Below are 13624 nucleotides of genomic sequence, written 5' to 3'. Positions count from 1 at the left end.
GAGGGCCCTATAGCCTATGTGGTACGAAGGTTTTCTTGGCTTGTCACCCTGGTCTCTGGTGGCCGTCACCCTGCTGATGACACACGTCACGATCATCGGCGTCACGGTCTATCTGCACCGTTATTCAGCCCATCGCTCGCTTGAGCTCAATGCGGGCCTGAAACATTTTTTCCGCTTCTGGCTGTGGCTGACCACGGCACAGAACACGCGCGAGTGGACCGCCATCCACCGCAAGCATCACGCCAAATGCGAAACCGTCGATGACCCGCACAGCCCGGTCATCAAGGGCCTCTCCACGGTTCTACGCAAAGGTGCCGAGTTGTACCGCACCGAAGCGGAAAACCCCGAGACCCTGCGCATCTACGGCAAGAACTGCCCCGAAGACTGGATCGAGCGTAACCTATACAGCCGTTACCCGCTGCTGGGCGTAGCGATCATGGGCGTCATCGATCTGCTGCTGTTCGGCACCATCGGCATCACCATCTGGGCCATCCAGATGATGTGGATTCCGGTCTGGGCTGCCGGCGTGGTCAATGGCTTGGGGCATGCCATCGGCTACCGCAACTTCGAATGCCGCGATGCGGCAACCAATCTGGTGCCTTGGGGCATCCTGATCGGCGGCGAAGAACTGCACAACAACCATCACACCTACCCTAACTCCGCCAAGCTGTCGGTGAAGAAGTGGGAGTTCGATCTCGGCTGGGCCTGGATCCAGGTCTTCAGTTTCTTGCGCCTGGCGAAGGTCCAGCGGGTTGCGCCAATCGCCCACCGGGTGGAAGGCAAAGGTAACCTGGACATGGACACTGCCATGGCGATCCTGAATAACCGTTTCCAGATCATGGCCCAGTACCGCAAATTGGTGATCGCTCCGCTGGTCAAGCAGGAGCTGGAAAAAGTCGATCACTCGGTTCGTCACCAGTTCCACCGGGCCAAGCGTTTGCTGTCCCGAGAAACCAGCTTGCTGGATGACAAGCATCACATCCGTATCCAGAACATGCTCGAGCACAGCCAGGCGCTGAAAGTGATTTACGAGAAACGCCTGGCCTTGCAGCAGATCTGGGTCAAGACCAGCTCAAACGGTCATGACATGCTGGCCGCCATCAAGGAATGGGTACATGAAGCCGAGGCCAGCGGGATTCAATCGCTGCGCGACTTCGCCAACCAGTTGAAAACCTACTCGCTGCGCCCCGGCGCAGTCTGACCGACCGCCATGGGCAAGCCTCTGGAACGGGGCTTGTCCCGGCTCGGTGGCAAAGTCGTCGTCCCCTGGGCATTGCGTTTCAACTGAAGAAACACGCCCATACCGCCCAGCGGGAGCATGCGCCCTCGCCTCATAGGGCGGGAACTTAGCTCAAAATCCCCTATCTCAAATACACTTCGCCACCCCCGGCGGGCTGTACCGTGGCTGCCGTCGAAACAGCGGCACGCTCTTTGAGATTTGTGCCGATGGTCAATAAAAACCTACAAGACTCATCCCCCGAGCAATGGCCCGAAGCCGCGCAAACCCTCATGGCGCTGATGCACGCACAGGGCGAAGTAGCGCGCCTGAGCGAGCGCGAGCAATTGTTCAGCTCCTTGCTCGTGAGCGTCAACGCGGTGCTGTGGGCTTTCAATTGGGAAACCCAGCAGGTGCTTTACGTCAGCCCGGCATACGAACGGATTTTCGGCCGCTCCGCAGGTGGACTGCTGGCCGACTACAACGAGTGGCGCGACAGCATTTACCCTGACGATCTCGACTATGCCGAGCGCAGCCTGGCGCAAGTGCTGGATAAGGGCGCTGTCGAAGATCGCGAATACCGCATCATTGCTGCCGACGGTCAGGTGCGCTGGCTCAGCGATAAATGCTTTATCAATCGCCAGGCAGAACCGGGGCAACCGGTGATCATCGTCGGCATTGCTGAAGACATCACCGACAAAAAACACATGGAAGCCGAGCTGCAACGCCTGGCCACCACCGACGCGCTGACCCAAAGCAGCAACCGCCGACATTTCTTCGAATGCGCCCATCGCGAATTCGCACAGGCGCGGCTGCAAGGCACGCCACTGGCGTTCCTGCTGCTGGACATCGATGACTTCAAGGTGATCAACGACACATATGGCCATCAGGAAGGCGACACCGTACTGCAACGGATCGCAGAAAGCGGGCGCGCGGTCTTGCGCCGGGGTGACCTGTTTGGACGCATTGGGGGCGAGGAGTTCGCGGCAGTGTTCCCTGGGTGTGCGCCAGACATGGCCATGCAAGTGGCCGAGCGGCTGCAACGGGAAATCCAGCGATTGAGCTTCACCCATGACGACCAGACGTATGGCATCACCGTCAGCCAGGGCCTGACCCGGCTCACCGATGAGGACGACAGCATCGACACCCTGTTCGCCCGCGCGGATGCTGCGATGTACCAAGCCAAGCGGCAGGGCAAGAACCGCATCATCTCTGGCTAACAGACTCTCTGGCTTGAATCAGCGCCTGTGGCGAGCAAGCCAGCGGCTAGAGGGTTTCGAGGCCTAGTTACTTTTTGCGCAAGCGCATCAGTTCCGGCAAGCCAATCTTGAGCAACCGTGCTGTTCGGCTCTTGGCCAACTCTTCAATGCCCTCATGCTCGGTCAGCCGCGCTAATTGCCCCGCGATACTCATCACCAGGGCCTCGCGCGAGTAAACCCCACCGCCAAGCTGGTAAACCGCCGCAATCAGCTCTCGTAGCTCCAGCGGCAAGCGCCAGCGGGTTCTTAGTGCCGAACCATAGCCCGATCCGAACTCGGCCAGCGCTTCGCCAACCTCTTCCCACTCATCCAGCTTGCCGCCCGCTTGCTTCCATTCCTGTAAGCAGCGCAGTAACGCCAAGTCGCCGAGGCGATGAAGCATGCCGGCGCAATAGCAGCGATCCTGATCCAGGTCGAGCAAGCGTGCCAGGGTTCGGGCGTACTCAGCGGTGTGCAGCGACAGACTCCAGTAACGCTCGGCATAGTCGGCCAGGCACGGGTCACTGAGTCGGGCGCTACGCTTGAGCGTAAGACCAAGAATCAGATTCATGCTTTGCCCGGTGCCGAGGCGTTGCAGCGCCTGCGCCAGGGTTTGCACGGCAGCACCATTGTGCTGGGAAGCACTGTTAGCCGCCGCGATCAGAACAGCGGTAACCTGCGGATCGGTACGAAGCTCGTCCTTCAGCAGCGTCAGGTCGAGGCCATTGGGGTTAAGGCTGCGTTTGACCGCCACCTGCACATCCGTCATCAATGGCGCTCCATCCGCCAGCTCTCGACGACGCTCCAGGTAAACCGACAACGTCATGCCCGGCGCCAGCGTCGGCACCACACACGACACTTCTTCACCAGCGTTCAGCAACAAATCCTGTAAGCGCTGGGTCAGGCTTTCCATGTTCAAGGGTTTGGTCAGGTAGGCCGTGGGGGCCAGGGGCAACGCTTCGCGCACGCTGGCGCTGTCATTGCGGCTGCTCATCAGAATGAACGGCAGCGGAGGATTACGCTTGCGTTGACGAACACTGCGCAAGACATTCAGGCCATCGACGCCGGGCAACTCCCAGTCAGCGATCACCAGGTCATAGGGTACCTGCGCCAGCAGTTCCAGCGCCTGTTGGCCATCGGCACACAGGTCCAGCCGTGCGTCGCAACGCACATTCAACAAAACTTGCTGGAGCAAATCGCGTGACCAAGGGTCCGCCTCGGCAATCAGCACACGCGGTACAGCAGGTAAAACCACGGCGATCATCTGCACACTCCAACGACAATGACTTCACCTTAGTCAATGCTGGCCATTCGATACAGCGCAATTACCCACTGAGATGCCTCAAAAACAAAAAAACCCGCCGAAGCGGGTTTTTTGTCGATCAGGTCACACTTGGCAATCAGAGCTCGGAGAAGCACTCTTCGATGATCGCCAGACCTTTATCCAGTTGCTCGTCCGGCGAAGTCAGCGGCACCAGCACGCGTAGAACGTTGCCATAAGTACCGCACGACAGCAGGATCAGACCCTTGTCACGAGCCTTGGCCACCACCGCTGCAACTGCTGCAGCGTTTGGCTTGTGGCTGTCGCCGTCGACGAACAGCTCGACCGCGATCATCGCGCCCAGGGCACGGACTTCACCGATCACCGGGTACTTGGCCTGAATAGCCTTGAGGCCAGTCACCAAGCGCTCGCCGACAGCCTTGCAGCGGTCCAGCAAGTGCTCTTCTTCAAATACTTCCATAACGGCCAGCGCTGCCGCGCAAGCAATCGGGCTACCCGCGTAAGTCCCGCCCAGGCCACCTGGCGCAATGGCGTCCATGTATTCAGCTTTACCGCAGACACCGGCCAACGGGAAGCCGCCAGCGATGGATTTGGCGAAGGTGGTCAGGTCGGCCGCAACGCCCATCTGCTCCATGGCGAAGAATGTACCGGTACGGCCTGCGCCGGTCTGTACTTCGTCAGCGATTAACAGAATGCCGTGCTGGTCACACAGCTCGCGCAGACGCTTCATGAACGCTTTAGGCGCGACGTAGAAACCGCCTTCACCCTGAACCGGTTCGATGATGATTGCGGCGATGTCACGCGGTTCGGCGTCGTTCTTGAAAATGCGCTCGATGCTGGCGATCGAATCGTCGATGCTCACGCCATGCAGTTCGTTCGGGTACAGCGCACGGAAAATGCCGCCGGGCATCAGGCCCATGCCGGCCGAGTAAGGCACGACTTTACCGGTCAGGCCCAACGTCATCATGGTACGACCGTGATAGGCGCCGGTGAACGCAATCACGCCGGCACGGCCAGTGGCTGCACGGGCGATTTTCACAGCATTTTCAACAGCTTCGGAGCCGGTGGTGACCAGCAGCGTTTTCTTGGCGAAATCACCTGGCACCTTGGCGTTCACTTTCTCGCACAGCTCAACGTAAGGTTCATACGCCAAGACTTGGAAGCAGGTGTGGGTCAGCTTGTTTAACTGCGCGGTCACGGCGGCGATGATTTTCGGGTGCAGGTGACCCGTGTTCAGCACGGCGATACCGCCGGCGAAGTCGATGAACTCGCGACCTTCAACGTCAGTTACCGTAGCGTTCTTCGCGGACTCGGCGAAGATCGGGTGAATCTGGCCAACACCACGTGGTACAGCGGCTTCGCGGCGTTTCATCAAAGAAGCGTTAGTCTTGCTCATACAGTCCTCAGTCGCCGCTCATCGGGCGGCGTTGTTCAAGGATTAAGTGGCGGGAAAACGACGGCGACAGCATGCGATGATCGACTGCCACAGCGTTCCCGGCCACCGAGAAAATGCCGGTTGAAGCGCACAAAGGGTCAGCGCTCTCGTGCCCTTAGTGCTTGAAACCATGTAGTGCTTGAAACCATGCCTCGCCGGGCGTGTTAGATGCCCAGGCAGAGGTATTTGATTTCCAGGTAATCTTCGATGCCGTACTTGGAGCCTTCACGGCCCAGGCCCGACGCCTTGATACCGCCGAACGGCGCGACTTCGTTGGAAATCAAGCCCGTGTTGACGCCCACCATGCCGTATTCCAGGGCTTCAGCCACACGGAACACACGGCCCAGATCACGAGCGTAAAAATACGAGGCCAGGCCGAACTCGGTGTCGTTGGACATCGCGATCACTTCAGCTTCGTCTTTGAAGCGGAACAGTGGCGCCAATGGGCCGAAGGTTTCTTCCTTGGCCACCGCCGCGTTCTTCGGCACGTTGATCAGGATGGTCGGCTCGAAGAAGTTGCCTTCCATGCTCTTTCCGCCAGCCAGCAGGGTCGCGCCTTTGCTCAGCGCATCCGCAATGTGTTCCTTGACCTTGGCCACCGCTTTTTCGTCGATCAACGGGCCAGTGGTAGTGCCTTCTTCCAGGCCGTTACCGATTTTGAGTTTGGCCACCGCCACTTTCAGCTTCTCAGCAAACGCGTCGTAGACCGAATCCTGAATGTACAAACGGTTGGCGCAGACGCAGGTCTGGCCGTTGTTACGGTATTTGGAGATGATCGCGCCTTCGACGGCCTTATCCAGGTCCGCGTCGTCGAACACAATAAACGGCGCGTTACCGCCCAGTTCCAGCGAGACTTTCTTGATGTCCTTGGCGCATTCAGCCATCAGCTGGCGACCGATCTCAGTCGAACCGGTGAAGGAGAGCTTGCGCACAATCGGATTGCTGGTCAGCTCACTGCCGATGTCGCCAGCACTGCCGGACACCACACTGAACACACCCTTTGGAATGCCGGCACGCTGAGCCAGTTCAGCCAGAGCGAATGCGGAAAACGGAGTTTGCGAAGCAGGCTTGAGCACCATGGTGCAACCGGCGGCCAAGGCCGGGCCGGCTTTACGGGTGATCATCGCAGCCGGGAAGTTCCACGGAGTGATCGCGGCAGTCACGCCGATGGGCTGCTTGATCACGATCAGGCGCTTATCTGGTTGGTGACCCGGAATCACGTCACCGTAGACACGCTTGGCTTCTTCGGCAAACCACTCGATAAAGGACGCGGCATAAACGATTTCGCCCTTGGCCTCGGCCAATGGCTTGCCCTGTTCGAGAGTCATCAGGCGAGCCAAGTCGTCTTGGTTCTCGATAATCAGCTCAAACCAGCGACGCAACTTGTTCGCACGGTCCTTGGCGGTCAGAGCACGCCAGGCTGGCAGCGCTTTGTCAGCAGCTTCGATGGCACGACGGGTTTCGGCAGCGCCCATTTTCGGCACAGTGCCCAGAATTTCGCCCGTTGCCGGGTTGTTGACCTTGATCGTCTGACCGTTGTCCGCATCGACCCAAGCGCCATCGATGAAGGCTTGTTGGCGGAACAACTGGGTGTCTTTAAGCTGCATGTCGGCTTTCCTTAACAGCACCGCACTGATGCGGAGCAAATTATGATTGTAGAAAGGCGCCTTTTCGGCTGCCGTCAGGGAAATCATTCACCGGGCTGAAGCACATAAATAGCGCACTGATCAAAACTCGTGCGGTTCAGCACCCAGACAAGAGCGTTTGAAATCTCAAACGGATCCTAGGATCAAAGGGCCTAAAGGACAATAGCCTGTTCGAAAAAAAGAACGAAAACGCCGCATTTGCCTATTTTTTCTGATCAACGTAGCAAACGGCTGTGACAGGTTAAAAAACGCAGGCGATTCAGCAGCATGGACGCCCGCAGTGCATATGAGTATCATGGCGCCCGCATCGCACCAGTAGCTCAGCTGGATAGAGTACTGCCCTCCGAAGGCAGTGGTCGTGGGTTCGAATCCCGCCTGGTGCACCATCTTCTTTCCCTTGTAATACAAGGGGATAGCGCTCCTGACAGAAACCTGTCCTAGTCCTGAAAGTCGTTTTTGCCACAAATTTGCCACACTCAAAAGTGGCGGGAATGGTCGAAATGGCAACAATCAGGAATCGCGGCGAGTATCAGTGGGAAGCGCAAATCCGCCGTAAGGGCTATCCAGCCCAACGAAAAACCTTCGAAACCAAAGCAGATGCCCAAGCCTGGGCGCGCATGATCGAAAGCGAAATCGACCGAGGCATCTTTGTCTCTCGCGTCGAGGCCGAACGTACCGCCTTTCATCAACTCATTGATCGTTACATCTCCGAGATCGCTCCAAAGCACAAAGGCGCCTATTCGGAAATCAAACGCCTGGAAGCCCTCAAGCGTCATCCACTGGCTACGCGCATCGTCGCAACACTCACCTCATCCGACTTCGCCCGCTACCGTGACGAACGCCTGAAGATCCGCAAGGGCAACACGGTCAAGCGTGAGCTGGCTTTGTTTCAATGCGTGATTGAGGTCGCTCGCCGAGAATGGGGAATTCATCTCGCCGAGAATCCGGTGCGGATGGTCAGCCGCCCAAGCTACAACGACGAGCGCTCGCGACGCCTGGATCCGGTTGAAGAGCAATACATGCTCAGTGCACTGCAGTGCCAAGAGCGGCGCGCCGACGGTATCCGCGTGAGTTACCGATGCATCCTTATCCCATAACCCGCTTCGGCGTCAAAACCCAAGGCAGGAGCCGTATGCGGTAATTCCGCACGTACGGATCTGTGCGGGGGGTGGCAGGTGACTGCCATTCCTACCGCGACCGTTAAAAAGCAGGGCGGGTAGGCTTTGGATCTTGACGCAGGACCGGCTAATGGGTGTCCCCTATTCCCCTCTCTTCGAAGTTTGGATCTTTGGACAGTTTGAAGGTGCGTGTCAGGTGCGGTTTTATGTCGTTGGCGGCCCATATGCGCTGGACGCTGGCCGGTGAAATGCCGGCGACTCGCGCCATGCTTCGGCAGCTCCAGCGAGGCTGACCGATACGCGGCTGAGTGACTTGCTCAAGGGTTCGTTTCAACGCTTCGGCCGGCAGGGATGGCTTGCGACCTCTTCCGGGCAGATCCACCAGGCCTTGTAGACGCAGCTCTTGAAAACGCTTGCACCAGCGGGTGACTGAAACAACGGAGAGACCGGTCAACTGGGCAATCTCGTTACGAGAACAACCTCGAGCGGCTAACAAAATCACCCGCGCCCGACGACCGTCGCGCTGACTGATCGTGGCTGATCTTATGCGCCGACTCAGTTCAATTTGTTCGTCTTCACTGAGCACGATGTCCTGAGAGTTCATGTGATCACTCCAAGCACTGACTGACCACAGAAGCATAGCTCAGGTTAGAAACTTATTTCAGAGACGGCACACAAGCGAGTACTTCCCTTCTAAATAGCTATTTATCAAATATTGTATAATTACCTGGCTCCGCCCAAGAGATCACTCGAAAGGTCCCCGTCACAAAGCCTAAGTCACGATAACAATCAACAAGTTCAGCAGGACTCCAGCCCGTACCATACGAAAAAAATAGCTTTTATTTCAATAAGATCTGGAACGAGCTTTTTCCTATCCTCATCATTAACTATATGGCGGATCATTCCCTGACAGTCATGCACAAAGCCTAAAGCTATAAGCTTAGATGCAATATTCACATCACCACAAACTACTAAAGCTCTAGCACCTGCAATATCGCGCACAACCAGCTCAGCTTCTGGAAAGTTCACTAGGGATCCACCTTCACTTTCAAAACAGTAGCAACCGCACCATTATCAATGGTTGGTATCGAACGAATCACCATCTCCGGTGCCCCTACAGGGAGATGATTACCTGCAACAAGAAATACTCATTACCTACGAGCGGGCTGGAGGGTTCTAGCTCTCTTATTCCGGCTAATGGGTGCCCCAATTTCTCCGTCCCCCTATCTTTACGTCTCAATTTCCAATGTATGTCCACCTCTAGAAAATTCGTCCTGTATTTCGGCAATGAGCGAGTTCACCTCATCAGCAGTGAGAGCGTCCAATTCGTTGGGCTTATCCCAAGTCCTTATTGAATCTCGATACAATACAAAGCCCATTTTCTCGTTCTTCGGAAAAAACATCTCGCCCTGAACAGTTACAACTCGCCCTCCGACTTGCACTCTAACATGTCCACGTGAAACTTCTAAAATCATTTACTTACCCTCTCATATATTATTTTTTGGGCCCTGCTTACGGGATCAACCGTAATGATTTTCTCTACATTCGGGTTCTTCATCAGAGCTGGCAATTCGGCAGTTTCCCACACATTACCAACCCGTAGATCCTGCCCTATAACTGCGCGAACAGTACCTGACACACCATTTGCATATTGTGCAGATATGTCTTTCCATGCCTTAACAACCATTGGGTTTGTGGCGTCCCACGCAGGCATTTCTATCCCTCGCTGGGCAATTAAACTCTCCAAAGTAGTACCTCCATGTTCCTTAGCAATTTGCTGGGCTAAATCGGCACCACCAAGCCGTTCAGTTCTGCCAGACCAAAAAAATGCTTCGTCTGGTTTCGTCAATACACGTTTCGCGGCCGCCTTAGACGCAATCCTCTCCAGAATCACATCGGCAACAGTCGCTGCCCCTTTACAGCGTGCGTTATCTGCGCTTGCCGCGCTTGATGGAAGAACTAGGCCTGGCCCACGGCGACGGCCGCTTCGCCAAACTCATGGCCGGCTACGCCAAGACCGACTTGCTGATCCTGGACGACTGGGGCCTATTGAATCGCTCAGCGACTGGATGCAGGCGAGTGAACAGCAAGCCGTTTCGATGAACTGGCGGATATTGGCGTTGCCCTGGGAGGAGTTCTGCCAAGCCGTCGCGAGCGAAATCAACCCAGATGAGCGCATTGATGCATTAGAGAACTATGTCGCGCATTTGGAAGTGGTGACTTCGCTGCTCTCGCTTTACGACGATGACATTACCGATCTTGCTTCCGCAGCCATCAAAACCGCGACCCGGCAGAAGGGCGGTGTGTTCAGCGGCATAGATCGAAAGGATGAGATGAATGAACGTGATGCTGCCATCGTTAACCAGGCACGGAGCTTGCTGAGAAACGGTATGTCGCGTCGGGCTGTCACAACAACGGTGCATCGCTGGCTTGAGAGGGAGGTGGCCAAACTCGAAGATGAGCGGCCCGACTGGATCCCCCTCGAAACATCAACGGCGCTAACCCGCAAACGAGTGGAAGCCATCCTCAAACAACACAAGGTGTTGTAAACCAGAAATTTCAAATGGAAGTGAACTGCTCACCGCATTTCAACACTTAGATCATTGCTCTCGTCAGTCCAAACCAATCGAGAGCAATACCAATGACTAACCACTCCCCATTCGGATTCAATCCTGCCTTTCCAGATCTGGCCACACCTCTCGGCGCGGCTTCTGCAGTTCCAAATCTCGCTACACCTTTCGACCCTGCTACCACCCTCATACGCATGCCACGTCTTGAGATTGCTACGGGGCTCAAGCGCTCGACGATCTACAAGCTCATGCAGTGCCCCGAAAGTGGTTTTCCACAGCCCGTCAAACTGAGCAACAGCACAGCTCGTGGCGCACCAGTTGCCTGGGTTTTTTCTGAAGTTCAGAGCTGGGTAAAAAGCCGCATTGAAGCCCGTGATCAGGTGGCCGAATGAGACGCAGCCACTGCCCTTTCAAGGGGCCATTTCTCGATTCCTACAGCGTAGGATTCCGCATCTATCGACCTGATGCGATCAACTGGCGGCATCGCACCATTGCGGGCGTGAGCTGGAACGGGGAAGAACAAGAAGCCTTCTTTTTCAACCCTGATGGCCTGGTCCTTCCGCTTAAACCCAACCCCTGGGAATTGCCTGAACTGATCCGCAAAAACGCGGTACGCAGGGAGTTTTCCAGCATCCACGGTACGGGCCATTTCGCGATGAAAGAGGGCCGCCGCACCGCCCTGAAATCGCTGGGTATGAACGTAATGAACAAGCCAATACAGAACAGCGCGAGCTGGTCTGACACGCTTAAAATTCGTAAAGCCCATCTGAATGCCCTGTTGAAAACCATCAACGCGGGGCCGGGCAAAACCAGTCCGATACAAACGCTAACCATCAACGCGATTAAATCGGAAATGGCTCATATTGAAAGCCAACTGAATCGCCGGAGATAGTGCTGAACTTGTAACCCGCACTACTATCCAACCAAGCACGCATGACTTCACTGACAAGGGAAATAACATGTCCAAACTCGCAGAATACCGTCAGCTGGAAAAACATCTGGCCGAACAACTGAAAGCCCTCGAAGCACTGAAAGGTGATGATGGACTGAAGAAAGAAATCGAGTTCGAAACGAAGCTGCGCAAGCTGCTCGAACACTATGGCTTCAGCCTGAAGAACATCATCAATCTACTGGAACCGCAAACCAACGCCCGACGCCAATCTGCCGCTCCGGCCGCCAGCACGCGCAAACCACGCGAACTCAAGGTCTACAAAAATCCGAATACCGGTGAAGTCATCGAAACTAAAGGTGGGAATCATAAAGCGTTGAAAGAGTGGAAAGCAGAGCACGGTGCCGACGTCGTCGAGGGATGGCTGAAAAAGTAAAACTGCTTCACCTGAAAAAGGGCCCAGATGGACCCTTTTTGTTGAGCGTGCTTGGCCCAGAGTGAATAACTTGGTCGTCAACTCACAGCCGAGTGACGATTTCCTTCCAAATGTACCCGTAGTTATATTCCAGCCAGCGGACGAGCAACTTATCAAATTGCCTGCGGAACCAATTATTTCTCCTGGCTGCATGCCTTTCTTCAATCATGGCGTTAAGGGAATCTGGATCGAAGCCTGTCCATACCGTTGGAAGCACCGCTGCAATATTGGTGAAGCACACAGGCGCAACGTCAGAATAAAGAATCTCGTAGAGAGTTTGAGGATCGACACCTTTGACCTGTCTTGCTATGTAGTCGTAATCAACCGGGAAATCATTGAACGGATCTGAGAGCGCGACTCTAATCTTCGTCAACTCAGACTGACTCAAAGAATGTCCCAATGTGAGAACTCCTCTAATTCCTCATCAAGCGAGTCCGCTGCCGCACCACCTGCGATTCCTCCGGCAACGGTTCCCAAAAATACAACGGCAAATGCACAGATCGGAGCGCCTGGCCCGCAGAGAGCGCTGACTCCTAGCCCTGCAAGGAGACCACCCGCCGCGCCGCCACCCACGATGAGGCCTTGACGCGCCGTTTCCTTCTGTTTGTTTTCAGCATTCAAAATCTGATAAGTAGCCAGAGCGGCGGTAACTAAGATGCCGAGTTTGCCCATCATCCGCATAGTTTTGGTGCCATTCGTAAACTTGGCATCATCTCGTCCAGCGGCCTCCAGAATCGTGTAATGAACCTTGCTCTGCTCCGCACGTGAAAGACTTTCGTAACTCTTTTGGAAGAGTTCCTTCGAATAGCGATCAAAAAGCGATTGAAGTGGCCGGCCCCCCGCCTTTTTTCGCTGCACGACAGCAAGGCCCTGTGCGGACGTAACCTTGCGATGTTCCATCAAGATTTTGTTTCGCATTTCATGACTGAACTGCACGCCCTCAAGCGCTGTAATCTTCCCGGCTTTCACATCGGCCAACGTCTGCTGTGACATACGCTTTATGTTTTTCAGATAGTTCGCCCTGATCTTTTCGTCAGAGATGGCGTCTAGAGAGAATCTGAGCGCAGTGCCCTCCATCAGCTCTAGCGCCCTGTCGAGCGGAGAATCCTGTAAGGCATGCTCACGCTGAACGACGTAGCTGCCGGTAACGAGATAGGGTTCTGTCACAGGATGTTCCTTATCCTAAAATTCGGTTCAAAAAACTCTCAGTCAGCGACGATGCAGCACTAGACGCGTCATCTTCGAACTTGAGCATTACGCAAGTCTTACCGGACGGATTCGAAAACTTCACGGCGTTTTGTCCGTCGAATACACCTGGCAGTGATGACCCATCCTCGAAATGCGCGGTGCACGATAAGCCCTCGTAGCTTTCGTCAGCGGGAATTCTGAAGCCGATCCAGCGTGCGTAACCAGTCAACGGCGCGGGAGGAACAAATTCGCATGGAGTATGAGTACCACCGATGATTACAGTGCCCGAGCCACCAATCACGATTCCGCCGTGTGTGCCTCCGGTATCGATGGTTGCCGCATTCTTGCCGTTAATGAAAACCGTCGGAGACAGCGCTGCAGAGAGCGCACTGCCGCAAGTGCAGGTGTCGCCTTGACGCGCTGCGGGAAGGCCGTCGAAGAACACGTCAGGTGACCCTGATGCAATGGGGTTGGTACCGTGCCCCGGCAGAGGGCAGTTGTATGGATCACTTTTACGCGCTGCTGGCTTAGCCACTATGACCTCCTGTCATAAAAATCCCAGAGCGG

16 protein-coding genes, 1 tRNA gene and 2 pseudogenes are annotated in these 13624 nt (G+C 55.6%); 9 read left to right on the top strand and 10 right to left on the bottom strand.

The genetic code is table 11. The annotated features are described in order from the left end of the window. Nucleotides 1-16: 16 nt before the first annotated feature. Complete coding sequence (gene desA, locus RHM68_RS00310; RefSeq protein ID WP_322219975.1) at nucleotides 17-1201, top strand: delta-9 fatty acid desaturase DesA; 1185 nt, start codon at nucleotides 17-19, stop codon at nucleotides 1199-1201. Nucleotides 1202-1446: 245 nt separating this feature from the next. Beyond that, the gene (locus tag RHM68_RS00305; RefSeq protein ID WP_322219974.1) at nucleotides 1447-2436 is read left to right on the top strand and encodes a sensor domain-containing diguanylate cyclase; all 990 of its coding nucleotides are present in this window, start codon (nucleotides 1447-1449) and stop codon (nucleotides 2434-2436) included. Nucleotides 2437-2503: 67 nt separating this feature from the next. Here RHM68_RS00305 and RHM68_RS00300 read toward each other — a convergent pair whose 3' ends face one another. From RHM68_RS00300 to gabD, 3 genes are all read right to left on the bottom strand, one after another. After that, nucleotides 2504-3718, bottom strand: coding sequence for an HDOD domain-containing protein (locus RHM68_RS00300; protein WP_322219973.1), 1215 nt, complete (start codon nucleotides 3716-3718; stop codon nucleotides 2504-2506). 136 nt (nucleotides 3719-3854) lie between these two features. Then, on the bottom strand, nucleotides 3855-5132 hold the full coding sequence (gene gabT, locus RHM68_RS00295) for a 4-aminobutyrate--2-oxoglutarate transaminase (RefSeq protein ID WP_322219972.1): 1278 nt from the start codon (nucleotides 5130-5132) through the stop codon (nucleotides 3855-3857). Between the two features lie 203 nt (nucleotides 5133-5335). Next, on the bottom strand, nucleotides 5336-6778 hold the full coding sequence (gene gabD / locus RHM68_RS00290; RefSeq protein ID WP_322219971.1) for an NADP-dependent succinate-semialdehyde dehydrogenase: 1443 nt from the start codon (nucleotides 6776-6778) through the stop codon (nucleotides 5336-5338). A 348-nt stretch (nucleotides 6779-7126) separates the two neighbouring features. Between gabD and RHM68_RS00285 the strand changes: the two genes are divergently transcribed. Then, nucleotides 7127-7203, top strand: a tRNA-Arg gene (locus RHM68_RS00285). Nucleotides 7204-7317: 114 nt separating this feature from the next. Continuing rightward, nucleotides 7318-7914 carry a Shufflon-specific DNA recombinase gene (locus RHM68_RS00280; RefSeq protein ID WP_322219970.1) on the top strand — a complete coding sequence of 199 codons (597 nt, stop codon included), beginning with the start codon at nucleotides 7318-7320 and terminating at the stop codon, nucleotides 7912-7914. A gap of 169 nt (nucleotides 7915-8083) precedes the next feature. On the opposite strand, the pseudogene RHM68_RS00275 reads toward RHM68_RS00280, so the two are convergent. From RHM68_RS00275 to RHM68_RS00265, 4 genes and pseudogenes are all read right to left on the bottom strand, one after another. Continuing rightward, nucleotides 8084-8539, bottom strand: a pseudogene (locus tag RHM68_RS00275) (helix-turn-helix domain-containing protein); the annotation flags it as partial. 194 nt (nucleotides 8540-8733) lie between these two features. Further along, entirely contained in the window at nucleotides 8734-8964 is a 231-nt protein-coding gene (locus tag RHM68_RS00270) for a hypothetical protein (RefSeq protein WP_322219969.1), read from the bottom strand. A gap of 200 nt (nucleotides 8965-9164) precedes the next feature. Continuing rightward, entirely contained in the window at nucleotides 9165-9410 is a 246-nt protein-coding gene (locus RHM68_RS26550) for an Imm74 family immunity protein (RefSeq protein ID WP_369124957.1), read from the bottom strand. Continuing rightward, entirely contained in the window at nucleotides 9407-9784 is a 378-nt protein-coding gene (locus RHM68_RS00265) for a hypothetical protein (protein ID WP_322219968.1), read from the bottom strand. Before RHM68_RS00265 ends, RHM68_RS26550 begins: the two co-directional genes overlap by 4 nt. Nucleotides 9785-9852: 68 nt before the next feature. Here RHM68_RS00265 and RHM68_RS00260 point away from each other — a divergent pair. From RHM68_RS00260 to RHM68_RS00240, 5 genes and pseudogenes are all read left to right on the top strand, one after another. Further along, a pseudogene (locus RHM68_RS00260) lies at nucleotides 9853-9984 on the top strand (ATP-binding protein); the annotation flags it as partial. Nucleotides 9985-10004: 20 nt separating this feature from the next. Then, nucleotides 10005-10484, top strand: a complete 480-nt coding sequence (locus RHM68_RS00255; protein WP_322219967.1) for a hypothetical protein — start codon at nucleotides 10005-10007, stop codon at nucleotides 10482-10484. A 92-nt stretch (nucleotides 10485-10576) separates the two neighbouring features. Next, the gene (locus RHM68_RS00250) at nucleotides 10577-10897 is read left to right on the top strand and encodes a helix-turn-helix transcriptional regulator (protein WP_322219966.1); all 321 of its coding nucleotides are present in this window, start codon (nucleotides 10577-10579) and stop codon (nucleotides 10895-10897) included. Beyond that, a complete protein-coding gene (locus RHM68_RS00245) occupies nucleotides 10894-11397 on the top strand; it encodes a hypothetical protein (RefSeq protein WP_322219965.1) in 504 nt (167 codons plus the stop codon). Before RHM68_RS00250 ends, RHM68_RS00245 begins: the two co-directional genes overlap by 4 nt. 67 nt (nucleotides 11398-11464) lie before the next feature. Further along, nucleotides 11465-11830, top strand: a complete 366-nt coding sequence (locus RHM68_RS00240; protein ID WP_322219964.1) for a histone-like nucleoid-structuring protein, MvaT/MvaU family — start codon at nucleotides 11465-11467, stop codon at nucleotides 11828-11830. A gap of 82 nt (nucleotides 11831-11912) precedes the next feature. Here the strand turns inward: RHM68_RS00240 and RHM68_RS00235 are convergent, their stop codons facing one another. Genes RHM68_RS00235 through RHM68_RS00225 form a run of 3 tightly spaced genes read right to left on the bottom strand, consistent with a single transcriptional unit; the run spans nucleotide 11913 to nucleotide 13592 of the window. Further along, nucleotides 11913-12269 (bottom strand): hypothetical protein, encoded by a 357-nt coding sequence (locus tag RHM68_RS00235; RefSeq protein WP_322219963.1) that lies wholly within the window; start codon nucleotides 12267-12269, stop codon nucleotides 11913-11915. After that, a complete protein-coding gene (locus tag RHM68_RS00230) occupies nucleotides 12254-13036 on the bottom strand; it encodes a hypothetical protein (protein ID WP_322219962.1) in 783 nt (260 codons plus the stop codon). The genes RHM68_RS00235 and RHM68_RS00230 overlap by 16 nt, the downstream gene beginning before the upstream one ends. Before the next feature lie 10 nt (nucleotides 13037-13046). Further along, entirely contained in the window at nucleotides 13047-13592 is a 546-nt protein-coding gene (locus tag RHM68_RS00225) for a PAAR domain-containing protein (RefSeq protein WP_322219961.1), read from the bottom strand. Nucleotides 13593-13624 lie beyond the last annotated feature (32 nt).

The sequence above is a fragment of the Pseudomonas sp. DC1.2 genome, assembly GCF_034351645.1.
In the GTDB taxonomy this organism is placed as follows: Bacteria; Pseudomonadota; Gammaproteobacteria; order Pseudomonadales; family Pseudomonadaceae; genus Aquipseudomonas.
This window is presented reverse-complemented; position numbering and strand designations above follow the sequence as displayed.